26 protein-coding genes are annotated in these 21,815 nt (G+C 66.9%); 14 read left to right on the plus strand and 12 right to left on the minus strand.

The features are described 5' to 3' along the window. Positions 1 to 72: 72 nt before the first annotated feature. From FF090_RS12010 to FF090_RS12035, 6 genes are all read left to right on the plus strand, one after another. Entirely contained in the window at positions 73 to 267 is a 195-nt protein-coding gene (locus FF090_RS12010) for a P-loop NTPase family protein (protein WP_175423630.1), read from the plus strand. A gap of 298 nt (positions 268 to 565) precedes the next feature. Then, positions 566 to 850 carry a hypothetical protein gene (locus FF090_RS12015; protein WP_138856952.1) on the plus strand — a complete coding sequence of 95 codons (285 nt, stop codon included), beginning with the start codon at positions 566 to 568 and terminating at the stop codon, positions 848 to 850. Between the two features lie 160 nt (positions 851 to 1,010). Beyond that, positions 1,011 to 1,514: a GNAT family N-acetyltransferase gene (locus FF090_RS12020; protein ID WP_138856953.1), complete on the plus strand. Its 504-nt coding sequence runs from the start codon at positions 1,011 to 1,013 to the stop codon at positions 1,512 to 1,514. 6 nt (positions 1,515 to 1,520) lie between these two features. Continuing rightward, positions 1,521 to 2,048 (plus strand): SAM-dependent methyltransferase, encoded by a 528-nt coding sequence (locus FF090_RS12025; RefSeq protein WP_246071401.1) that lies wholly within the window; start codon positions 1,521 to 1,523, stop codon positions 2,046 to 2,048. Then, positions 2,045 to 2,497: a hypothetical protein gene (locus FF090_RS12030; RefSeq protein WP_138856954.1), complete on the plus strand. Its 453-nt coding sequence runs from the start codon at positions 2,045 to 2,047 to the stop codon at positions 2,495 to 2,497. The genes FF090_RS12025 and FF090_RS12030 overlap by 4 nt, the downstream gene beginning before the upstream one ends. A gap of 7 nt (positions 2,498 to 2,504) precedes the next feature. Next, positions 2,505 to 2,876, plus strand: coding sequence for a VOC family protein (locus FF090_RS12035; protein WP_138856955.1), 372 nt, complete (start codon positions 2,505 to 2,507; stop codon positions 2,874 to 2,876). On the opposite strand, the gene FF090_RS12040 is transcribed toward FF090_RS12035, so the two are convergent. Next, on the minus strand, positions 2,877 to 3,617 hold the full coding sequence (locus tag FF090_RS12040; RefSeq protein WP_138856956.1) for an SDR family oxidoreductase: 741 nt from the start codon (positions 3,615 to 3,617) through the stop codon (positions 2,877 to 2,879). 18 nt (positions 3,618 to 3,635) lie between these two features. Next, positions 3,636 to 5,660 carry a M13 family metallopeptidase gene (locus FF090_RS12045; protein ID WP_138856957.1) on the minus strand — a complete coding sequence of 675 codons (2,025 nt, stop codon included), beginning with the start codon at positions 5,658 to 5,660 and terminating at the stop codon, positions 3,636 to 3,638. 175 nt (positions 5,661 to 5,835) lie between these two features. On the opposite strand from FF090_RS12045, the gene FF090_RS19275 reads away from it, so the two are divergent. After that, entirely contained in the window at positions 5,836 to 6,012 is a 177-nt protein-coding gene (locus FF090_RS19275; RefSeq protein ID WP_175423631.1) for a hypothetical protein, read from the plus strand. Between the two features lie 12 nt (positions 6,013 to 6,024). Here FF090_RS19275 and FF090_RS12050 read toward each other — a convergent pair whose 3' ends face one another. Continuing rightward, the gene (locus tag FF090_RS12050) at positions 6,025 to 6,720 is read right to left on the minus strand and encodes a Crp/Fnr family transcriptional regulator (RefSeq protein WP_175423632.1); all 696 of its coding nucleotides are present in this window, start codon (positions 6,718 to 6,720) and stop codon (positions 6,025 to 6,027) included. Between the two features lie 139 nt (positions 6,721 to 6,859). Here FF090_RS12050 and FF090_RS12055 point away from each other — a divergent pair, with 139 nt between their 5' ends. Next, a complete protein-coding gene (locus tag FF090_RS12055; RefSeq protein WP_175423633.1) occupies positions 6,860 to 7,489 on the plus strand; it encodes a GGDEF domain-containing protein in 630 nt (209 codons plus the stop codon). Positions 7,490 to 7,518: 29 nt separating this feature from the next. Here the strand turns inward: FF090_RS12055 and FF090_RS12060 are convergent, their stop codons facing one another. Beyond that, complete coding sequence (locus FF090_RS12060) at positions 7,519 to 7,797, minus strand: DUF427 domain-containing protein (protein WP_138856959.1); 279 nt, start codon at positions 7,795 to 7,797, stop codon at positions 7,519 to 7,521. Positions 7,798 to 7,804: 7 nt separating this feature from the next. After that, positions 7,805 to 10,150, minus strand: a complete 2,346-nt coding sequence (parC, locus tag FF090_RS12065) for a DNA topoisomerase IV subunit A (RefSeq protein ID WP_138858372.1) — start codon at positions 10,148 to 10,150, stop codon at positions 7,805 to 7,807. A 76-nt stretch (positions 10,151 to 10,226) separates the two neighbouring features. On the opposite strand from parC, the gene FF090_RS12070 reads away from it, so the two are divergent. Further along, positions 10,227 to 11,000 (plus strand): type 1 glutamine amidotransferase domain-containing protein, encoded by a 774-nt coding sequence (locus tag FF090_RS12070; RefSeq protein ID WP_138856960.1) that lies wholly within the window; start codon positions 10,227 to 10,229, stop codon positions 10,998 to 11,000. Here FF090_RS12070 and FF090_RS12075 read toward each other — a convergent pair. From FF090_RS12075 to FF090_RS12090, 4 genes are read right to left on the minus strand one after another with little or no spacing between them, the layout of a single operon-like run. Continuing rightward, positions 10,954 to 11,463, minus strand: coding sequence for a GNAT family N-acetyltransferase (locus FF090_RS12075; RefSeq protein ID WP_138856961.1), 510 nt, complete (start codon positions 11,461 to 11,463; stop codon positions 10,954 to 10,956). The genes FF090_RS12070 and FF090_RS12075 overlap by 47 nt on opposite strands. Continuing rightward, positions 11,456 to 11,962, minus strand: a complete 507-nt coding sequence (locus tag FF090_RS12080; RefSeq protein ID WP_138856962.1) for a GNAT family N-acetyltransferase — start codon at positions 11,960 to 11,962, stop codon at positions 11,456 to 11,458. The genes FF090_RS12075 and FF090_RS12080 overlap by 8 nt, the downstream gene beginning before the upstream one ends. Beyond that, positions 11,959 to 12,996, minus strand: coding sequence for a S66 family peptidase (locus FF090_RS12085; RefSeq protein ID WP_138856963.1), 1,038 nt, complete (start codon positions 12,994 to 12,996; stop codon positions 11,959 to 11,961). Before FF090_RS12085 ends, FF090_RS12080 begins: the two co-directional genes overlap by 4 nt. Then, the gene (locus FF090_RS12090) at positions 12,996 to 14,951 is read right to left on the minus strand and encodes a DNA topoisomerase IV subunit B (RefSeq protein WP_138856964.1); all 1,956 of its coding nucleotides are present in this window, start codon (positions 14,949 to 14,951) and stop codon (positions 12,996 to 12,998) included. Before FF090_RS12090 ends, FF090_RS12085 begins: the two co-directional genes overlap by 1 nt. Positions 14,952 to 15,004: 53 nt before the next feature. Here FF090_RS12090 and FF090_RS12095 point away from each other — a divergent pair, with 53 nt between their 5' ends. From FF090_RS12095 to bamC, 4 genes are all read left to right on the plus strand, one after another. Beyond that, on the plus strand, positions 15,005 to 16,210 hold the full coding sequence (locus tag FF090_RS12095; protein ID WP_138856965.1) for an MFS transporter: 1,206 nt from the start codon (positions 15,005 to 15,007) through the stop codon (positions 16,208 to 16,210). Between the two features lie 102 nt (positions 16,211 to 16,312). Next, a complete protein-coding gene (locus FF090_RS12100; RefSeq protein WP_138856966.1) occupies positions 16,313 to 16,903 on the plus strand; it encodes a class I SAM-dependent methyltransferase in 591 nt (196 codons plus the stop codon). Further along, positions 16,900 to 17,781: a 4-hydroxy-tetrahydrodipicolinate synthase gene (gene dapA / locus FF090_RS12105; protein ID WP_138856967.1), complete on the plus strand. Its 882-nt coding sequence runs from the start codon at positions 16,900 to 16,902 to the stop codon at positions 17,779 to 17,781. Before FF090_RS12100 ends, dapA begins: the two co-directional genes overlap by 4 nt. 98 nt (positions 17,782 to 17,879) lie before the next feature. Further along, positions 17,880 to 19,016 (plus strand): NlpB/DapX family lipoprotein, encoded by a 1,137-nt coding sequence (gene bamC / locus FF090_RS12110; RefSeq protein ID WP_175423634.1) that lies wholly within the window; start codon positions 17,880 to 17,882, stop codon positions 19,014 to 19,016. Positions 19,017 to 19,184: 168 nt separating this feature from the next. On the opposite strand, the gene FF090_RS12115 is transcribed toward bamC, so the two are convergent. The 3 genes from FF090_RS12115 to FF090_RS12125 form a co-directional block, all read right to left on the minus strand. Beyond that, the gene (locus FF090_RS12115) at positions 19,185 to 19,382 is read right to left on the minus strand and encodes a hypothetical protein (RefSeq protein WP_138856969.1); all 198 of its coding nucleotides are present in this window, start codon (positions 19,380 to 19,382) and stop codon (positions 19,185 to 19,187) included. A 174-nt stretch (positions 19,383 to 19,556) separates the two neighbouring features. Then, entirely contained in the window at positions 19,557 to 20,078 is a 522-nt protein-coding gene (locus FF090_RS12120) for a hypothetical protein (RefSeq protein WP_138856970.1), read from the minus strand. Further along, entirely contained in the window at positions 20,063 to 21,196 is a 1,134-nt protein-coding gene (locus tag FF090_RS12125) for a JmjC domain-containing protein (RefSeq protein WP_138856971.1), read from the minus strand. Before FF090_RS12125 ends, FF090_RS12120 begins: the two co-directional genes overlap by 16 nt. A gap of 81 nt (positions 21,197 to 21,277) precedes the next feature. Between FF090_RS12125 and FF090_RS12130 the strand changes: the two genes are divergently transcribed. After that, positions 21,278 to 21,805, plus strand: a complete 528-nt coding sequence (locus FF090_RS12130) for an FKBP-type peptidyl-prolyl cis-trans isomerase (protein WP_138856972.1) — start codon at positions 21,278 to 21,280, stop codon at positions 21,803 to 21,805. Positions 21,806 to 21,815 lie beyond the last annotated feature (10 nt).

The raw sequence follows: 21,815 nt of genomic DNA on the forward strand, positions 1-21,815 counted from the left end.
GGTCAGGTCTATGCCGGGGGTCAGCTATGCCGGGGGTCAGCTATGCCGGGGGTCAGGCCTCAAATTTCAAAGATGCTGATTGTTGATGAAGCCGCTTCGGCCTTGGTCGGCCCCACCGCAGAAGCCTTTGCGCAGACCATCAATGCCCTCAAGGGGAAGGTGGAGATGGTGTTTATTACGCATGCGATGCCGAAGGGACTTCAAGTAGACACGGTTTTCATGATTGGCTCCAGAGACTGCGGTGATTCGAAAGGGGCGTTACTTTGAAAAAGTATTCGAGGTGCCTTTGGCGCTTAGTGCCGATATGTACTTATGCTGTGTTGGCGGGGTGCGGAGGCGAGGGGCGCGGCGGGGGATTTATCCGCCTTCGCGATACGCAGATTACAGTGCCGGCAGCCTTTACGGATATGAGGCCGAAGTCCGAGAAAAAATACTAACGCCGCATCCTTTTGGTTTGTACATGGATATGTGTACGGGCGCCCCTGCAGGTGGCTTTAAAAGCGGTTCGGTTTGGATTCGGATGTTCCCGAAACACTCCAGACTGGTTCCTAAGAAGAGCGACCGGATGATTGACATGTCTATTCCGAATGGCTGGCAGGTAGTGGCGCCGGGTGTTGCGGAAAAGAGCCTGGAAGACGCATTCAAATTTGAAAGCGAGTGGTACTTGGCGACAGGTCATCAAGGTTTCGAGAAGCCGCCAGCAAAGCGGCGCTACTATTACGAAATTAGGATTCCTGGCGCAAATGCGGATCTGCTCGTGATGATTCACGAGGAGGATGGCAAGCGTTGGGGGGGCTGCAGTCAAGTTGTTTCTGACAAGCTAAAGATTTTTGGTTGGAGGTTAATGTGAGTTCGGCGGCGCCGAGGTCAAGCCTTAAATTTCAAGTCAAGTCCACCCGCGAGACGCCGCCACTCAGCAATCCACGGCCATCAGCGCAAAGCACCGTCATACCGATCGACGACTGGTCCTCTCGGTTTCCGGCTCAGGACTTGATTCCTTGATCAACCCCATGCTCCTCCGCCCCACCCAACGCGCCGACTTCCCCGCCCTGCTGGCGCTGAACACCGAGTCCGAGTCGGTGTTGAGCCCCCTGGACGCGCCCCGTCTGGCGGCCCTGCACGAGGAAGCGGCCCTGCACATCGTGCTCACCGATCCGGCCGACGAGCAGGTGCTCGCCTTCCTGCTCGCCTTTCGCGAGGGCGCGCGCTACGACAGCCCGAACTTCCTCTGGTTCCAGGCCCGCTACCCGCGCTTTCTCTACATCGACCGCGTGGTGGTGGCCCAGGCCCAGCAGGGCCAGGGCCTGGGTCGGCAACTCTATGCGGCGGCCTTTGCCCAGGCCCAGGCCAGCGACGCCGAGCGCCTGTGCTGCGAGTTCGACATCGAGCCGCCGAACTCAGCCTCACAGGCCTTCCATGCCCGACTGGGCTTTGTCGAGGTGGGCCAGCAGCGCGTGGCGCAGGGGAAAAAGCGGGTGTCGCTGCAGGTGGCGGAACTCGCTCCCGCACGCTGACCCACAATGCCCGCCGTGCCGGGCAGCGCCCCGCTCACTCCTGCCCAGGCCCAGTTCGTCACCATGTCCTTCACCCTCGAAGCCATCGCTCATGTCCACGCCCCACGCCCTCATGCGGAGGACGATTTCTGGGGCGGTGAAGAAGCCACGATCACCCTCGCCCCTAACTTTGGGCCCGAGGCACTGCAGGGTCTGGCGGCGTTCTCCCATGTGGAGATCGCCTACCTCTTCCACGAGGTAGCGCCCGAAAAGATCGTCAGCGGCGCACGCCACCCGCGCAACAACCCCGATTGGCCGGCGGTCGGCATCTTTGCCCAGCGCGGCAAGAACCGCCCCAACCGCATCGGCATCACGATCTGCCGCCTGCTGCGCGTCGAGGGGAATCAGTTGGTGGTGACGGAGCTGGACGCCATCGACGGCACGCCGGTGTTGGATATCAAGCCCGTGATGGCGGAGTTCCTGCCGCGCGAGGCGGTGCGTCAGCCGGCCTGGTCGCACGAGTTGATGCAGCAGTACTGGTTGCGCCGCGAATGAGCTCAGTGCGCCTGGCGGCCTTGATCGGCGCGGGCATCGCCTTCTTCGGCACGCTGATCCATTGGGTCGCCCCGCTGCTGGGGCCAGACTGGTACGCCTTCCTGACCTCGCCGGCCTGGGTGGTCGCCTCGGCCCGCGCGCAAACCTGGGAGGCCCCGGCCGGCGCCTTGGGCGTGGGTGCCCTGATGGGGATGTGTGGGCTGTTCGCGCTCTCAGCGGCCGGCTTGATGCAGCGCCTGCCCCTGCTCAGGGCCGGCCTGGCCGTCAGTGCCCTGGTGTGCACGCTGCGCGGGCTGCTGCTGATCCCCTTCCTGATCCGGGTGCCCGAGCGACTCACGGCCTTTGACATCACGGCATCGCTGGTCTGGCTGCTGGCGGGACTTTGCTTTGTGTGGGTGGCGCTGCGGCGCTGGAGGGACCTCAGCGCAGCCACACCCAGCCAGGACTGAGCTCATCATGCTGCACCACCTCTCCTTCGCCACCGCCGATCTCGCCCGCAGCGGCGCTTTCTACGACGCGGTGCTCGGCGCCCTGGGCTACCGGCGGGTCTTCGAGGCCGCCACGGCCGTTGGCTATGGCTTGGTGACTGATGAGGATCAGTTCTGCCTGAAGCTACGCCACCCGGTCACGCCGCCGGGGCCAGGATTCCACTTGGCCTTCGCGGCGCCCAGCCGCGCGGCGGTGGACGCGTTCCATGCCGCGGCGCTGGCCCAGGGCGGGCAAGACAACGGCGCACCAGGCTTGCGGCCGGACTACGGCCCGACCTACTACGCGGCCTTTGTGATCGACCCCGACGGCCATCGCATCGAGGCCGTATTCAAGGGCTGATCAGCTCAGCCGACGCAGCAAGGCCCGCGGCAGCAGGCGCTGCAGCGCGCGGATCGCTCCCCAGGGCTGGGAGGGCACCGTGGCATCGGCCACGCGGCGCTCAATCAGCCGTGCAGCGATGGCGCCGCCCTGCTCCAGCGAGACCAGGAAGGGCCGGCTCTTGGCCTTGCGATTCAGGTCGGTGTCGATGAAGCCAGGGTGCAGCACGGTCACGCTGAGCCCGGTGCCGCGCAATTCGCGGCGCAGGCATTCCATGTAGCTGCTCAGCGCCGCCTTCGAGGCGCAATAGGCCCCGAGCTTGGGCAAGGCGCTGAAGGCGGCAACGGACGAGATGCCCACCACCTGGCCCCGGCCGCGCGGTTTCATCAGGGCCACGGCGGCGTCCACGGTGGCCACGGCGCCCTCCACATTGGTGCGCAGGGTTTGCAGCTGCGCGGCCAGCTCGCCCGCGCCCACACGCGCCACCGGGGCAATGCCCGCGTTGGCCACCACCACGTCCAGGCCGCCCAGGGCCTGATCCAGATCCTGCATCACCGCTGCCACCTGTTCGACATCGCAGACATCGAGCGCGCGCACCTCGACGCGCAGGCCCGGGTGCCGGGCTTGCAGCTCGGCGCGCAGGGCCTGTAGCGCGTCCAACCGCCGCGCGGTCAGGGCCAGGGCGTAGCCGCGCGCGGCAAATTCGCGCGCCAGCTGGCTGCCAATGCCGGCGCTGGCGCCGGTGATCAGGATGCTGGGCATGGGGGTGGCCTTAAGCGCTTACCAGACCTTGCACTGCTCGGCTTCAGGCTTGACCATCTTCTGCCCCGGCTTGCAGGCAAAGGCGGGCGCGAACTCGGGCATGTTCACCGCCACCCCGTTGATGCGGTAGCGGCCCGGCGAGTGCGGGTCGGTGCGGGCATGCATGCGGGCGTACTCGGGGCGGGCGTGGCTGCAGTCCCACTGGGCAAAGCCGATGAAGAAGCGCTGCTCGGGCGTCAGGCCATCCACGGGCTTGAGGCGCATATTGGCGATGTGCGCTTTCCAGGCCTCCATGGCCAGCACCAGGCCGCCGATGTCGGCCAGGTCTTCGCCCAGCGTGAGTGCGCTGTTGATCTTGAGGTCATCGACCACCACGTACTGTGCGTACTGCTTGCTCACACAGGAGGCGCGCTTCTCAAACGCCTTGGCGTCTTTGCGGGTCCACCAGTCCTTCAACGCTCCTTTGGCGTCGAACTGCCGGCCTTCGTCGTCAAAGCCATGGATCAGTTCGTGGCCGATGGTGCCGCCGGTGTTGCCGTAGTTGGGCGCGTCATCCAGCTTGGCATCAAAGAGCGGCGGCTGCAGCACGGCGGCCGGGAAGTTGATGTCGTTCATCTGCGCGTTGTAGTAGGCATTCACCGTCTGCGGTGTCATGCCCCACTCGCCGCGGTCCAGCGGCTTGCCGATCTTGGCCAGGTCGCGCGCCAGCTCAAAGGCCGCGCCGCGCTGCGCATTGCCCAGAAAGTCACCCGCCTTGACGGTGTAGGCGCTGTAGTCGCGCCAGACATCGGGATAGCCGACTTTGTTGACCATGGTGGCCAGCTTTTCATGCGCCTTGGCCCGGGTGGCGGCGCTCATCCAGTCGAGCTGGTCGATGCGCTGGGCCATCACAGCCTTGATCTGGTCGGTCATCTTGACCACGGCCTCCTTCAGCTCGGGGCTGAAGCTGCGGCGCACGAACTCCTGGCCCAGGGCCTCGCCCATCTGTTGATCGGCCAACTGCACGCAGGTCTTCCAGCGCGGCTTCATCTGCGGCACGCCCTGCAGGGTCTTGCCATAGAAGGCGAAGTGCTCGCTCCGCCAGGCCTGGTTCAACCAGGGAGCCTGGGTGCTGATGAGCTGCCAGCGCAGCAGGGTCTTGAGCTCCGCCAGCGGCAGGCTTTGCAGCAGCCGGCCCCAGGCGCGGATGAACTTGGGCTCGCTGACGTTGACCACCGGCATTTCGGCCGGCGCACCCAGGGCCTGGCGGTAGGCGGCCCAGTCAAAGCCGGGCGTCAGGGCCTGCAACTGCGCGGCTTGGTAGCGGTTGGCGCTCTTGTAGGGGTCGCGGCGCTCCACCGGGCTGAGGGTGGCCTGGGCCAGCTGCGTCTCGGCGGCCAACACGCGACGGGCGGCGGCCTTGGGTTCCGCAATGCCCAGCAGCCCCAAGCTGCGCTCAATGTGCGCCAGATAGGCCTGGCGAATCTCTACCGAGCGCTTGTCCTTGCGGAAGTAGGCATCGCGCTCGGGCAGGCCCAGGCCGCCGGCGTTGACAAAGGCGATCACCTGGGTGGCATCGGCAAAGTCCTGCCCCGAGGCAAAGCCGAAAAAGGCGCGGCCCATGGCGCCGCTGCGGTGCAGCTCGGCCAACAGGGCCGGCAGCGCGCGGCGATCTTCCAAGGCGGCGATGCGCGCCAGCAAGGGCTGCAGCGGCTGAATGCCGGCCGCCTCGATGGCCTCTTCGTTCATGCAGGCGGCAAAGTGTTCGCCGAGTTGGCTGCGCTGGGGCTGGGCGGCCAGCTCGTTCAGGATGCCCCACAGGAAGCGCTGGTTCTCGCCGGCCAGCTTGGCGTAGACGCTCCAGCGCGCCTCATCGGCCGGGATGGGGTTGTTCTTCATCCAGCCGCCGCAGGCGTATTGGTAGAAGTCTTCGCAGGGGTCCACGGAGGTGTCCATGGCACTGCGATCCAGGCTGGGGGTGTAGGGCAGGCTGGTCAGGGGCTGGTCGGCGGCAGCGGCCGCGCCGCAAAACACAACGGCAGCAAGGGCGGTAAGGGTCTTCATGGCGGAAATGGATGTCGGCAGCGGCGCCCAGCGGCGCAGCAAAGCGGGCGATTGTCTCTGCCTGCCCCGCCCCAGCCTTCAGTCACCCATCTGTGTGGGGTGGCGTACCGACGCGGCACCACGCAGCCGGCAGGCTGCAGACCACACCGGCCTGTGCCGGGACGAGAGGACGGTCATGCCACTCAAGATCCGCCTGCACCCCGGGGCGCCAGCCCCAAGCCGCTTGCGCCTGGCCAGGGCCTATCTGGCGGCTGAACGGCGCTGGGTGTTGCGCATCGGCGGCGCGCTACTGCTGATCAGCCTGGCTTGGGCCCTGTGGGGACTGCTGATGCCAGTTCCAATCCCTGCCTGAGAGACCGGGCACTCAGGGCGGCGGCAGCAGCCGGGCGTACTCGCGGCGCACCACGGCATAGCACTCGCAAGTGCGAGCTTCCAGGCCGGCGCGGTCCAGCACCTGGATGTGCCCCCGGCGGTAGCTGATCAGGCCGGCCGCATCCAGCTTGCCGGCCGCCTCGGTCACGCTCTCGCGCCGCACCCCCAGCATGTTCGCGATCAGCTCCTGGGTCATCACCAGCTCGCTGCCCGGCAGGCGATCCAGGCTGAGCAGCAGCCAGCGGCACAGTTGCTGGTCGAGCGAGTGATGCCGATTGCAGACTGCCGTCTGCGCCATCTGCGTGATCAGGGCCTGGGTGTAGCGCAGCAGCAGATGCATCAGCGCGCCACCGCGGTTGAACTCGGCCAGCAGCAGGTCGGCGCGCAGCCGCCAGCCCTGGCCGGCGCTTTGCACCACGGCGCGGCTGGGTGTGGTTTCTCCACCCATGAAGAGCGAGATCCCCACCAGCCCCTCACGCCCCACCACCGCGATCTCGGCCGAGTCGCCGTCTTCCAGCACATAGAGCAGGGAGACGATGGCCGTGGTGGGGAAGATCAGATGGCTCATGCGCATGCCCGACTCATAGAGCACACGGCCCAAGGGCAGCGCTACCGGCTGGAGCGCCGCAGCCCAGGACTGGCGCAGTTCAAGCGGCAGCGCGGCAAGCAGTTCGTTGTCAGAGTGCATGGGCGGGCCGGCTGCGCAAAGGGCCCTAAGCCTAAGGCCAGTGCGCTTCTCGCGGGCGTGCATGTGGGCCAGCGCACAGAAACTCTGCCCTCAAAGGGTCAGGATGTCGTCCAGCCAAACGCTCGAACCCAAGCCGCCCATGAACCCATTCAGCCCACGCAGCAAGCTCACTACCGACTGCAGCAAGACACAGCTGCGGCGCCTGCTGCGAGTGCTGGCCACCACCCGCAAAGCCCTGCGCGCCGCCCGGGCGCGCGAGCAACTGGCGCGGCAGCGCTCGCAATGCGACGACCTGACCGGCCTGGCCAACCGCGAGGGCTTTGCCTGCCTGACCCGCGCCAATCTGGCCGACCCTCTGCCGCTCGATCAGGTCTGCGCCCTGCTCTTCATCGACCTGGATGGCTTCAAGGCCATCAACGACCAGCTGGGCCATGCTGCAGGCGATCGCCTGCTTCAGATCGTGGGCGCACGCCTCACCCATGCCATGCGCGCCGGCGACTCGGTCAGCCGGCACGGCGGAGACGAGTTCCTCTGCCTCTTGCCACAGCTGCACAGCGAGGCCAGGGCCATGAGCATTGCGCAGCAATTGGTCGGCCTGATCGCCGCCCCTTGTGAGCTGGGCGGCATCCGGGTCTCGGTGCGGCCCAGCATCGGCCTGGCCTTCTACCCACGCGACGGCGCCACCCTGGAGCTGCTGCTCGCCCATGCCGACCAGGCTATGTATGCCGCCAAGCGCGACGGCGGCGGCGTGGCGGCGGCGCAGCGATAGAGCGCGGCGAGACACGCTCGCGCGCCGGCTCAGTCGCTGATCTGCACCGCCTGCACAAAGGCCACGTGGTCCTTGAGCGCCGCACCCAGCTCAGTGGGCGCGGGATAGAACCAGACGGCATCGGGCAGCAGGTCACCGTTCACGAAGAGGCTGAGCCACTGCTCCTCCCCATAGGCATTGCGGCTGCGGTGGTTGCTGAAGGTGGTCAGTTCCCGCTTGAGACTGGCGGCGGGGAAGTAGTGGTTGCCGTCCATGACGACGGTGTGCGGGCTGTCCGCGATCACGGTGCCCTTCCAGATGGCTTTCATTCCCGCTTCACTCCTTGATCCCCGGGGCGATGCCCGTCACGTCCTTGAAGCCCTCAACCGCCTTGCCCTTGCGCGCGCGTTTGCCCGCGTGCGCCGCCAGGCCCGATAGCCGCAACAGCTCCTCCTTGGGCTTGTTGCCGCGCGCAATGCCCGTGAGCTGCAGGCCGGCGGCAAAGCAGCTCACCGCCAGCAGCTTGGTCTTGGGGGCCAGCTCCATCAGCGTCAGGCCCCGCCCGCCCTTGGGCTGCAGCTTGAGCTCGGTGACCGGGAAGGTGAGCAAATGCCCGTCATCGCTCAAGCAGGCCAGGTTGGGCTGCTCGGGCGAGACCAGGGCGGGCTTGAGCGGCAACTCGCCGGTCTCCAGAGCCAGGAAGCTCTTGCCCACACGCTTGGAAGCCGTGAGATCGCCAATCGTGGCCACCAGGCCAAAGCCGCCGCTGCCGGCCAGCACCAGACTCTGCGAGGCGGGGCCGGCGAAGTAGTGCAGCAGCTGGGTACCGGCCTCGAGGTCGATCAAGCTGGTGACGGGTGCCCCATCGCCGCGCCCACCCGGCAGGGCCGCCACCGCCACCGAGTAGCTGCGGCCGCTTGACCCCAGCGCGATCAGGGTGTCCACCGAACGGCATTTGAAGGCGCCGTAGAGCGCATCGCCAGCCTTGAAGGCCAGGCCGTTCACATCAACCTCATGGCCCTTGAGCGCCCGTGCCCAGCCCTTTTGGCTCAGCACCACGGTGACGGGCTCGTCCACCACCTTCAGTTCGGCCACGGCGCGCTTTTCGGCCTGGATCAAGGTCCGGCGGGCGTCGCCAAACTGCTTGGCGTCCGCCTCGATTTCCTTGATCAACAAGCGCTTCAGGGTACCGGGGTTGCCAAGGATGTCGCGTAGTTTGTCGGCTTCTTCGCGCAGGTTCTTGAGCTCCTGCTCGATCTTGATCGCTTCCAACCGAGCCAACTGCCGCAGGCGGATTTCCAGGATGTCCTCGGCCTGGCGGTCCGAGAGGCGGAAGCGCTCGATCAGCGCCGGCTTGGGCTCATCCGCATTGCGGATGATGGCGATCACCTCGTCGATGTTCAGCAGCACGATCTGCCGACCTTCGAGGATGTGGATGCGGTCCTCGGCCTTTTGCAGACGGTGCTGGCTGCGGCGCTGCACCGTGGTCTGGCGGAAGGCCAGCCACTCGGCCAGGATCTGGCGCAGGTTCTTCTGCACCGGCTTGCCGTCCAGGCCCACCATGGTCAGGTTGATGGGGCTGCTGGTCTCCAGGCTGGTGTGGGCCAGCAGCACCTGGGTCAGATCGGCCTCGCTCACCGTGCGGCTCTTGGGCTCGAACACCAGGCGCACGGCGGCGTCCTTGCTGCTCTCGTCGCGCACGCCGTCCAGCACCGCCAGCAGGGTGTTCTTCAGCTGCAATTGCTCAGGTGTCACGGCCTTCTTGCCGGTCTTGACCTTGGGGTTGGAGATCTCCTCAATCTCCTCCAAGACCTTCTGGCTGGACACGCCGTGGGGCAGTTCGGTGATGACCAGCTGCCATTGACCACGCGCCAGCTCTTCCACCTTCCAACGCGCGCGCAGCTTCAGGCTGCCTCGCCCCGTGGCATAGGCCGCGCGGATGTCGTCGGGGCTGGAGATGATCTGAGCGCCACCGGGGAAGTCGGGGCCGGGGATGGCCGCGAAGAGTTCATCATCGGGCAGCTGCGGATTGCGCAGCAGGGCCACGGCGGCGGCGGCCACCTCAGCCAGGTTGTGGCTGGGCACCTCGGTGGCCATGCCCACGGCGATGCCGCTGGCGCCATTGAGCAGCACGAAGGGCAGACGCGCCGGCAGCTCCTTGGGTTCTTCCGTGCTGCCGTCGTAATTGGGCGTGAAGTCCACCGTGCCCTCGTCCAGCTCCTCCATCAAGAGCCGGGCCAAGGGGGTCAGGCGGGCCTCGGTGTAGCGCATGGCGGCCGCGCCGTCGCCGTCGCGCGAGCCGAAGTTGCCCTGGCCGTCCACCAGCGGGTAGCGCTGTGCGAAGTCCTGCGCCATGCGCACCAGGGCGTCGTAGGCGGCTTGGTCGCCGTGCGGGTGAAAGCGACCCAGCACATCACCGACCACGCGCGCGCTCTTGACCGGCTTGGCCCCATTGGCCCCGGCCCAGGCCAGGCCCATGCGGAACATCGAGTAGACGATGCGCCGCTGCACCGGCTTTTGCCCGTCCGTCACCACCGGCAGGGCGCGGCCCTTCACGACCGAAAGGGCGTACTCCAGATAGGCGCGCTGGGCGTACTCACCGAGCAGCAGGGCGTCGCCGCTGTCTTCGGCGCCGCCATCGCCCCCCCCATTCGTGTTGCGGGGGGGCTCCATCTCATTCATCAGGCTCAACTGCTCGGGCATGGGTTCTTCCTCGAAGGGCGCGCATTGTCGCCAAGCCGGCCGCCACAATCATGGGATGGCCCGCCTATTGATTCCCTTACCCCGTCAGGATCACGACCCCAGCGAGGTGGCGATCCCCTGGCAGCTGCTGCGTGAGCAGGGCCACATTTGCGTGTTCGCCACGCCCGATGGCCGTCCCGCCCAGGCCGACCTGCGCATGCTCAGTGGCCAAGGCCTGGGACCTTTCAAGGGCCTGCTGGCGGCCGACGCCCGAGCCCGCGCCACCCATGAGGCGCTGCGCGCCGACCCGGCCTTCCAACGGCCCCTGGCCTGGAGCGCGCTGCAGGACCAGGACTTCGACGCCCTCTGGCTGGCTGGCGGGCATGCCCAGGGCATGCGCGAATACCTGGAAAGCCCGATGCTCCAGGCCTTGGTGGCCCGCCACGCGCAGGCGGGCCGGCCCTTGGCCGCCGTCTGCCACGGCGTGGTGCTGGCCGCGCGCAGCCGGGACGCGCAGGGCCGTTCGGTGTTGGCCGGCCGGCGTGTCACCGCCCTGCTGGCGCGCCAGGAATTGGCCGCCTGGTGGCTGACCCGCGCCTGGTTGGGCGACTACTACCGCACCTACCCGCAGACGGTGCAGGCCGAGGTCACCGCCGCGCTGGGCGAGCCCACCCTGTTCGAGCCCGGCCCCTTGCCCATCGCCCGCGACGCCCCCGGGCAGGAAGGGCGCGGCTTCGCGCAGCAGGATGGAAATTGGGTCACCGGCCGCTGGCCCGGAGATTTGCACCGCATGGTGCAGCTATTCAGCCCCTTGCTGCGCCCAAGCAACGCTGCATCCACAGCGAGCTGAGCGCCCGCCCGCTCTTGAAGGCGTACTCGCGGAATACGCCCACCTCTTCGAAGCCAAAGCGCCGATGCAGCGCCACCGAGGCGGCATTGGGCAGGGCAATGCCGACGACGGCTGTGTGCAGGCCCTGCCCCTGGATGGACTCGAACAAGCGGGTGTAGAGCGCCGAGCCCACACCCTGCCCAGCACCCTCCGGCGCCACATAAATGCTGGTCTCGATGGTGCGTGCGAAGGCCGGGTGATCGCGGTAGCGCTGGCTGCAGGCATAGCCCCGCAATGCATCGCCCTGCACCGCCACCCACAGGCGATGCGGCCCCGCCGGGGCGTAGCCTTCCATCCAACGCTCGACCGCCTCCAGGCTCAGCGGCTGCTCGTCAAAGCTTGCAAAAGAGTGCGCGATGTAGTGGTTGCGCAGCGCCAGCAAGGCTTGCGCGTCGCCGGGAACCGCAGTGCGCACCTCAAGCATGGGCGAGCGGACCTTGGAACTCCTGCGCCAGCATGGACATCACGACCAGGCTGTCATAGCCGCCATCCGGCAATCGCACCGACTCCCGCAGCCGCCCCTCCTCGACAAAGCCTTCGCTCTGATAGAGCTTGAGCGCACGGGCGTTCAAGGCCCGCACATCGAACCAAAAGCGATGCGCCTTGAACTGGGAGAAGGCCAGGGCCTTGAGCTGGCGCAAGCAGGCCCGGCCCAGGCCTTGGCCCTGGACTTGCGGCTGCAACACCAAGCGCTTGAGCTCCAACGAACCGTTCGGATTGCGGCAGCCTTGCAGGATGACAAAGCCCAGACGCGTCCGGTCCGGCCCTTCGATGATGAAGTGGCGGCTGTCCGGGAAGCGGACGGCACCTTCGTGCTGGGTGCGCTCCCAGGGGGTGATGAAGGGCCGGTTGGCGCCGTCCTGCTCCACACCCACCACCCATTCAAGGTCGCTGAGCATGGTGGGGCGCAGGCGGGGGCTCATGCAGGTCTCCAGTGCTGGACCAAGCCTTGCGCGCCTTCTTCCATGCAGATCTCGGCCCAGGCGCCATTGGCCAGGGTGATCTGCGGCGGGCGGTGGCCGATGTCCATGTCCATCACCACCGGGCCGGTGAAATCGCGCAGCACATCCTCCAGCGCGCTCCAGCCCGAGTAGCCGTCCTCGGTCTGCTCAAGCGCGCTGCTGCGGCCGATCAACAGGCCGGCGAGCTGCTGCGGCGCGAACCAGCCGTGCAGGGCCAGGCTGTGCAGGGTGCGCGCCACTTCATAGGGCGCGGCCTCGCAGGCTTCCAGGTAAAGCAACCAGGGGCCGCCCGCTTGAAGCGGCGCGTAGCGCGTGCCCGCCAGGCGGGAGACGGTTTCCAAACACCCGCCGATGAGCCGCCCTTGGGCGCGGCGCGGCATGTCTTCCCGCAGCAAGCGCCAGCAGGTGGGAGTGTCCGTGCGCAGAGAAGCCGTCGGCTCTTCTCGCCAATTGGCTCCCGCCCCCTGGCGAAAGGCCGCACTGGGATGCTGAACCCAAGGTTCGGACGGCTCAAGCGTCAAGGCCTGCAACAGGCCGGCCGTGGTGGGGTTGAGTTCGGCGTCGCCCAGCTCCATCAGATTGGGCCCATGCAGCGTGACCCAGCGCGCACACAGGCTCAGGGGCAGGTAGAGCGTGCTCAGGTCCGAAAAGCCGCTGACCCATTTGGGCGGGGCCGCGCGCAGGCGTTCAAAGTCCAGATGGGGCAGCAACTCGATGGCGCGCTCGCCCCCCCAAGGAGCCAGCACCGCTTGGTAGTCCGGATTCAGCAAGGCGCCCTGCCACTCCGCCGCGCGCTCGGGCGCCGGGGCGCTGACCTGGTGCCGGCTTTGACGCAGGCAGCGGCCCTCCTCCACCCGCCAACCCTGGGCGCGCAGACGCTGGAGGGCCAGATCCAGCCGAGCGTGCAATAGAGGCGGCACGCCGGCCGAGGGCGCAGTCACGAAGACCGTATCACCCGCCTTGAGGGGAGCGGGCCAGCGAAAGGCTTCAGTCATCAAATGTCCACTTCCACCGCGTCGCCCAGGCGCTCCATCAGATCGCGCCGCGCGGCCGCTTCGTTGCGGCCCATCAGCTGGGTCAGCACGCCGCTTACGGCCTCGGCATCGGGCACGTCCACGCGCAGCAGGCGGCGGGTGTCGGGGTTGAGCGTGGTGTCCCAGAGCTGCTCGGCGCTCATCTCGCCCAGGCCCTTAAAGCGGCTGATGGTCCAGCTGCCTTCGCGGGCGCCTTCCTTGCGCAGCTTGTCCAGGATGGCGTGCTGCTCCCCCTCGTCCAGCGCATACATCTTCACCGGCGGCTTTTTGCCGCGCGCCGGGGCGTCCACCCGGAACAAGGGCGGGCGCGCCACATAGACATTGCCGGCCTGCACCAACTGCGGGAAGTGCTTCTGGAACAGCGTCAGCAGCAGCACCTGGATGTGGGCACCGTCCACATCGGCGTCCGACAGGATGCAGACCTTGCCGTAGCGCAGACCGCTGAGGTCGGCGTTGTCGTTCGGCCCATGGGGGTCGACGCCGATGGCCACCGCGATGTCGTGCACCTCGGTGTTCTTGAACAGCAGGTCGCGCTCGACCTCCCAGGTGTTGAGCACCTTGCCGCGCAGCGGCAGGATGGCCTGGGTTTCCTTGTTGCGGCCCATCTTGGCACTGCCCCCGGCGCTATCGCCCTCGACCAGGAAGAGCTCGTTCACATTCAGATCGCGGCTCTCGCAGTCGGTCAGCTTGCCGGGCAGCACGGCCACGCCACTGCCCTTGCGCTTTTCCACCTTCTGCGCAGCGCGCTGGCGGCTCTGGGCCTGCTTGATGACCAGCTCGGCCAGCTTCTTGCCGGCCTCCACATGCTGGGACAGCCACAGCTCCAGCGCCGGGCGCACATAGCCGGCCACCAAGCGCAGGGCATCGCGGCTGTTCAGGCGTTCCTTGGTCTGGCCCTGGAACTGCGGGTCCAGCACCTTGGCCGAGAGCACAAAGCTGGCGCGGCTGAACAAGTCCTCGGGCATCAGCTTCACGCCCTTGGGAAGCAGGGAATGCAGTTCGATAAAGGTCTTGACGGCCTGGAACATGCCGTCCTTCAGCCCCGCCTCGTGCGTGCCGCCGGCCACGGTGGGGATGAGGTTCACATAGCTCTCGCGCTGGCTGGCGGCCTCTTCCGTGAAGGCCACGCACCAGGCCGCGCCCTCGCCCTCGGCAAAGTTCTCGGTGTCGCTGGCCTTGGCGTAATGGGCGCCCTCGAAGAGCTCGATCAGGGGCTCGGCGTTCAGCGCGCCCTGCAGATACTCGCGCAGGCCGCCCTTGTAAAGCCAGGTCTGGGTCTCCCCCTTCTTTTCATCGGTGAGCGTGACCGTCACCCCCGGCATCAGCACGGCCTTGCTGCGCAGCAGATGGACGAGTTCGCCGCGCGGCAGCTCAGGCGCGTCGAAGTACTTGGCCTCGGGCCAAACCCGCACCCGCGTGCCCTGCTTGCGCGGGGCGCCGGGCTGCACGCTCACCGGCTGGATCACATCGCCGTGGGAAAAGACGATGCTGGCCACCTGGCCCTCGCGCTGCACGGTCACCTCCAGGCGCTTGGCCAGTGCGTTGGTCACCGACACCCCCACGCCGTGCAGGCCGCCGCTGAAGCTGTAGGCACCGCCCGCGCCCTTGTCGAACTTGCCGCCCGCGTGCAGCCGGGTGAAGACGATCTCCACCACCGGCACGCCTTCTTCCGGGTGCAGGCCGAAGGGAATGCCACGGCCGTCGTCCTCGACCGACACCGATCCATCCGTGTGCAGGGTCAGCGCGATGCGCTTGCCAAAGCCCGCCAAGGCCTCGTCGGCCGCGTTGTCCAGCACCTCCTGAATGATGTGCAGGGGGTTGTCGGTGCGGGTGTACATGCCCGGGCGCTGTTTGACGGGCTCCAGGCCCTTCAGAACGCGGATCGAGGCTTCGCCGTAGGTAGGAGTGGAGGCCATAGCAATTCAGACTGAGGGGCGCGGATTCTAGGAAGCTCGCAAAATCCACCCCCATGAATCCCTCCCAGCGCCCCAGCGCGGCCCAAATCCTGCTCTGCGGCGCCGCCATCGTCAGCCTGGCCATGGGCATTCGCCATGGTTTCGGCTTGTGGCTGCAGCCCGTCACCCTGGAGCGCGGCTGGACGCGAGAAGACTTCGCGCTAGCCCTGGCGGTGCAAAACCTGGCCTGGGGCGCTTTTGGGCCGCTGACGGGCCTGTGGGCCGACCGCGTGGGGGCGGTGCGCCCTGTGTTGCTGGGCGCCTTGCTGTATGCCCTGGGGCTGATCGGCATGTCGGCGGCCGACTCGGTCTGGGCCTTTGTGCTGGCCGGCGGGCTGCTGATTGGCGCGGCACAGTCCGGCACCACCTATGCCGTGGTCTACGGGGTGATCGGCCGCCAGCTCGACCCGGCGCGGCGCAGTTGGGCCATGGGCGTGGTGGCCAGCGCCGGCAGCTTCGGCCAGTTCGCCCTGCTGCCGCTGGAACACCAGCTGATCGAGCACTTTGGCTGGCAGCCCAGTCTGTGGATCGTGGCCGGCCTGGTGCTGCTGATGATCCCCGCCACCCTGGGCCTGCGCGAGCCGGCGCGAGCCACGACCCAGGCCGTTACGTTGCGGAGCGCCAAGCTGGCGCTGGATGAGGCCCTGGGCTCCCCAAGCTTTCGCTGGCTGATGGCGGGCTACTTTGTCTGCGGCTTTCAGCTCTCTTTCATCGGCGTTCACCTGCCTTCCTACTTGAAGGACCAAGGCCTGCCCGCCCAGGTGGGCAGCTATGCGCTGGCACTGATTGGCCTGACCAATATCGTGGGCAGCTATGCCGCCGGGCAGCTGGGTCAGCGCTGGCCCAAACGCTATTTACTGGCCGGCATCTACAGCGCCCGGGCGCTGGCGCTCACCGCCTTCTTGCTATTGCCGCTGACGCCAGCCAGCACCTATGTGTTTGCGGCCGCCATGGGCCTGCTGTGGCTGTCGACCGTGCCTCCCACCAATGCCACGGTGGCGCAGATCTTCGGCGTGGCCAATCTGTCCATGCTGGGCGGCCTGGTGTTCTTCAGCCACCAGGTCGGCAGCTTCACTGGCGTCTGGCTGGGGGGCTGGCTGTTTGAGCGCACCGGCTCCTACCAACTGGTGTGGTGGATCGCTGTGGGCTTAGGGCTGGCGGCCGCCTTGGCCAATTTGCCCGTGCGCGAACAGCCCCTGGCGCGCACCCAAGCCGCGTGAAGCCCGGCATGAAACGCACTGCCGCCCTGCTCGCCGGTTTAGCCCTGATCGGTCTGGCCTGGCTGGGCTGGTCCGACCCCACATTGATGCACCGTCTTGCCGATGCCGTTCGCAGCTGTTTCTGAGTCCACGCCCGCTCTCACGCCGCCCTCCGGCTGGCTGCGCCGCTGGCTGCCCCAACTCCAAGCGGGGCAGACCGCACTGGACCTGGCCTGCGGCGGCGGACGCAACAGCCGCGCGCTACTGCAGCAAGGGCTGAAGGTGACCGGGGTCGACCGCGACGCCCAGGCCCTGGCCCAGTTGCCCGCGAGCATGGAGGCCCTGTGTGCCGACCTGGAGAGCGGCCCATGGCCCCTGGTGGGACGCCATTTCGACCTGGTGCTGGTGTGCAACTACTTGTGGCGGCCGCGCCTGCCCGAGCTGCTGAGCCTGGTGGCGCCCGGCGGTTGGTTGATCTATGAAACCTTTGCCCTGGGTCAGGAACGGTTGGGGCGCCCCCGCAACCCGGACTTTCTGCTTCGGCCTGGAGAGTTGCTGACTCTGTGCCAGGGCAAGCTGCATGTGCTCGCTTACGAAGACGGCATCGTCAACGGCACTCGAATTCAACGCGTTGCCGCGCGCGCCCTGGAGCCCGCTCAAGCGCAGTCAGCGGCGCTTCTAGAATCCCCGGCCTTTCCAAGAGTTCCCGAATGAAACCGATTACCGGCAGCATCGTCGCCCTGGTCACCCCCATGCAGGCCGACGGCAGCGTCGACTACCCCGCCCTCAAGCGCCTGATCGATTGGCAAATCGCCGAGGGCACCCAGTGCATCGGCGTGGTGGGCACCACGGGCGAGTCGCCCACGGTCAGCACCGACGAACATTGCGAGATCATCCGCGTGACGGTGGAGCATGTGGCCGGTCGCGTGCCGGTGCTGGCAGGTACGGGCTCGAACAACACCCGCGAAGCCATCCATCTGGCCCGCCACGCGCTGGCCGTGGGGGCCGACGCCCAACTCAGCGTCGTGCCCTACTACAACAAGCCCAGCCAGGAAGGCATCTACCAGCACTACAAGGCGCTGGCCGAAGCCACCGAGTTGCCGCTGATGCTCTACAACGTGCCCGGTCGCACGGTGGCCGATATGTCGGTCGAGACGACCCTGCGCTGCGCTGAGCTGCCGAACGTGTTCGGCGTCAAGGAAGCCAGCGGCGACATCGAGCGCGCAGCCCAGCTGATCAAGCGCGCCCCCAAGGGCTTCTCGATCTACAGCGGCGACGATGGCACCGCCGTGGCCATGATGCTGCTGGGTGGGCACGGCGTGGTGAGCGTGACCAGCAATGTGGCGCCCAAAGCAATGCGTGCGCTCTGCGACGCCGCGCTCGCCGGCCAAGCCGCCCCGGCTGCGCAACGCCAATTTCAACTCCTGGACCTGCACAAACAGCTGTTTTGCGAGCCCAGCCCCGCCCCGACCAAATGGGCACTCAAGCGCCTGGGCCTGATCAGCGACACCGTGCGTCTGCCTGTTTTGCCATTGAGTGCGGCAGGCCAAGACCGCGTTGAGCCAGCGATGCGTGAAGCGGGCCTGCTCTAATCCGGCGCGCCACACCGCCCGGCCTGCTCTAATGCCGCGTGCTGCGCAGCGCGGCCTGCTCTAATCCACCCCTTTCGAATTGTCAGGATTGCCCTGCCGTGACTCGTCTCCTGCCCCGCTCTGTGCCCCGTTTCACTCTTAGCGCCCTGAGCCTCGCGCTGTTGGCTGGCTGCAGCTCCCTTGGTATCAGCGAAGACAAAGTCGATTACCGCAGCCAATCCAAGCAAACCAGCGGCCTGGATGTGCCGCCTGATCTGAGCCAGTTGCAGCGTCAATCTCCCTTGGGCACGGCCAGCATCAGCGCAGCGGCCCTGGCCACGCAGGCGGGCGCACCCGCTGCCGCTCCGGGCGGCCCGGCGGTGGCCCTGAACAAGGTCGGCACGGCAGAGATCGTGCGGGTCGGCAGCACCCGAGTGATCCGCACCAGCCAGACCCCCGAACAAGTCTGGCCGGTGGCCCGCAGCTTCTGGATGGATCTGGGCTTTGACCTGCCCAAGGACATGGCCGAGGCCGGCGTGCTGGAGACCGACTGGAAAGAGAACCGCGCCAAGCTGCCCAAGGACCTGATCCGCCGCACCATCGGCACATTGATCGAAGGCCTCTACTCCACCGGTGAGCGCGATCTGTTCCGCACCCGCATCGAGCGCGTCGACGGCCAGACCGAGATCACGCTCACGCATCGCGGCATGCAGGAGATCTACACCTCGAGCCAGCGCGACCAAACCACCTGGACCGCCCGTCCCAGCGACGCCGAACTCGAAGCCGAGATGCTGAACCGCCTGCTGCTGCGTCTGGGTGGCGTGGCCCCCAGCGCGGCCACCGCAGCGGCAACGCCCAGCAGCACCCTGCCCACCGCCGCGCCGACTGAAGGCGCCAAGCTGGTGCTGGCCAATGTGCCGAACGAACTGGTGCTGGCCGAGGACTTCGAGCGCGCCTGGCGCCGCGTCGGCCAGTCCCTGGACCGCCACGGTTTCACCGTGGAAGACCGCGATCGCCGCGCTGGCCTCTTCTTCCTGCGCTATGCCGACCCGACCTTGGCCGGCAAGGAAGAGCCGAACTTCTTCCAGAAGCTTTTCTCGTCCACGCCGGACAACAGTGGCACCGGCCGTTATCGCGTGTCGGTCAAGAGCGAAGGCCAGCGCTCCACCATCCGTGTGCAAGACCCGCAGGGCACCCAGATGACGGACGACAACGCCAAGCGCATCCTGGGTTTGCTGCAGCAAGACCTGCGCTAAGCCGCCAGTTGCTCAATGCAAAAGCCGACCCCTGGGTCGGCTTTTTTCATGCCAGCGGCATAGGCAATCGCAAGCATCTGCAATCGCAGAAAAGCAAAAAGCCGCAGGACTCGCGTCTTGCGGCTTTCTGTGCCGGGGGTGGCCTAGACCACCCTGGCGACCTGCAGCTTAGTTGCTGGCGGGAGCCGAAGCGGCTTCAGCAGCGGGAGCCGAAGCGTCAGCGGCGGGAGCCGAAGCGACTTCGGAAGCAGCCACCGGAGCGGGAGCAGCGGTCTCGGCGGGGGCCGGAGCAGCTTCTTCCTTCTTGCTGCAGGCGGTCAGGGCAACGGCGGCCAGCACGGAAGCCAGCAGGATCGACTTGTTCATTGGTGTCCTCTAGAAGACTGAAAAAAGAAAAACGAAAACCGGTCAGTTTGCGGAACTGCAGGCTTGCACCCACAGTCCCAAACCAAATGAGTCACCCCATTCGGCAAGGCTTTGCGAACCTCGAGCGTTCACAACACCTAGCCGGCCATTATAGGAAGGTGTTTGAGCTTGTCTTCACAGGCCCAAAGTGGTGAGGGGCCAAGCCGGGCCAGATCGTTGCGCGATCGCATCAAAATTCTCTAGAGCAAGCTGCCTATCCGAGGCCAAATGCGGGCCGGCGCGGGTCCAGCGGGCGCGACCGTCCTCTCGCTCCAAGATCTGCAACACCGGCCCAGGTTGCGCAGCCAAACCGCCCAGCAAGGCCTGCGGCCCCACCTCACCTGGCTCATAACTGCGAATCAGCAGCCCGTGGTCGTGGTGCGCCCGCCAGGCCATGAAGCGCGGATGGCGGCGCGCGCAGGCCTCGTAGTCCAGCGCCAGCATTTCCAGGCGATGACCGGCCCGCACCCACAAGGCCAGTTCGTGCAGCAGCTCAGGGTTGGACCAGGGCCAGTGCACAAAGTCGGGGTCGAGCACCGTCAGGCGCCGCGCACCGCCCTGCAAGGCCTCAATCAAAAGGGTTTGCAGCCCCCCCTCGATGGCCTGCCAGCCCTCCAGCCGACCGCTTTCGCCTTCCAAGCTCACTGCGTGGGACATAGCCACCCCCAGCTCATCCAATCGTTCAGTAGCGCCTGCGCGCCCTCGCTCAGGCGCGCACGCTGCGCGGCCGACAACTCACGACCATCGGCCAGGCGTTTGATCACGGAAAAATCGCTACCCGCCGCGCAGTAGGCCTCCCCATTGAGGAAGACATGCCAGCGGTCGTAGAGCATGCGACTGGCCGGGGCCAGGCGAACGGCCCCCGGTTGCGGCTCGCTGGGCTCAAAGGTCTGGTGCGGCTTGGGCTCGCTCAGGTACTCACCCAGCGCACGGGCCAGGGCCTGGCGATCCGTCAGCACCCGCTGCAAGGCATCGAGCGCAAAGTCTTGAAAGGCTTCAGGAATGGCGGCCGGCGTGGCGCTGGGCGCCGTGTTCGCATCGGTATAGAGCACCTGCAAGGCCGGGCTGGGATCGTCCTCGGGATCAAGCAGGCGCGGCAGCAGCGCGTCGGCCAAGTCCAGGCGCGAGGGGGCGCGCAGGCCGACGGAGGCGGTAATGCAGTCCGCTCCCAAGGCCACGCCATCGTGGGCCCAGTTGGGCGGCAGGTAGAGGATGTCGCCCGGCTCCAGCTCCCATTCCAGCGTCGGTTCGAACTGGCGCAGGATCTTGACCGGCAAGCCCTCCACCAGATCACGCTGTTTCTGGTTCGAAACCCGCCAGCGGCGCCGGCCCGCCACTTGCACCAAGAACACGTCATAGGCATCGGTGTGCGGGCCCACACCCCCCTGGTCACTGGCCCAGGACACCATCACGTCATCCAGCCGCGCCTCGGGCAAGAAGCGAAAGGCGTCCAGCAACTCGCGCGCGGCCGGATGCAGGGCCTCCATGCCCTGAACCAGCAGAGTCCACCCCGGTTTGCTCACCGCCGGCAGGCTGCGGCGGTTGATCGGACCTTGGCGCAACTTCCAGTTCTGCGCCTCGTTGCCGCTGACCAGGCGCGACTCGACGTCTTCGCGCTCAGCCAGCGCAAACAGTTCCTGGCGCTGCATTCGCCCCACCCAAGGCAGCGCCGCAGCGCGCAGCACGGCGGGTTTGCGCTGCCAGTGACGGCGCATGAATTGTTCGGGGCTCAAGGCGCCCAGCAAGGGCCAGGGTGTATCGAATTCGGGCTTCATGGTCGGCATTGTGGAGGCTCGTGCGAACATGCCGCCCCCTGCAAGCAGCGAGCCGCGCCCCCTGTTGATGGCGCGCAAATCATGGAAGAAGTACAAAACCCCTGCGTGGTCAGCCTGACCTGGAGCCTGAACGACGCCCAAGGCGAACTGATCGACACCCTGGATCAACCCACCGAGTTCCTGGTTGGCGGCGAAGACCTGCTGCCCAAGGTCGAGGCCGCCCTGATGGGCCAGATGGTGGGCGCCGAGATTGGTGTGGCGCTGGAGCCGGCCGACGCCTTTGGCGAGTACGAGGCCGAGTTGGTCTGCTTCGAACCGCGCAGCCTGTTCCCCGAACAACTGGAAATCGGCATGCGCTTCGAAGGGCTGCCCGAGGGCGCGCAAACGCCGGACATGCCTCTGGATGCGGTCTACACCGTCACCGAGCTCTACCCCGAGCACGTGGTACTGGATGGCAACCATCCGCTGGCCGGCATCGGCCTGCGCCTGCATCTGCAGATTCGCGCGCTGCGCGAAGCCAGCGCCGAAGAGCTGGAAGCCAAGAGCGTGGGCGGCAGCTTTGTGCAGGTGCTAGAGGGCACCGCGCCGGGTGACACCCCGATTCACTGAGCCCCTAGTT

It is taken from the genome of Inhella inkyongensis, assembly GCF_005952805.1.
Taxonomy (GTDB): Bacteria; Pseudomonadota; Gammaproteobacteria; order Burkholderiales; family Burkholderiaceae_C; genus Inhella; species Inhella inkyongensis.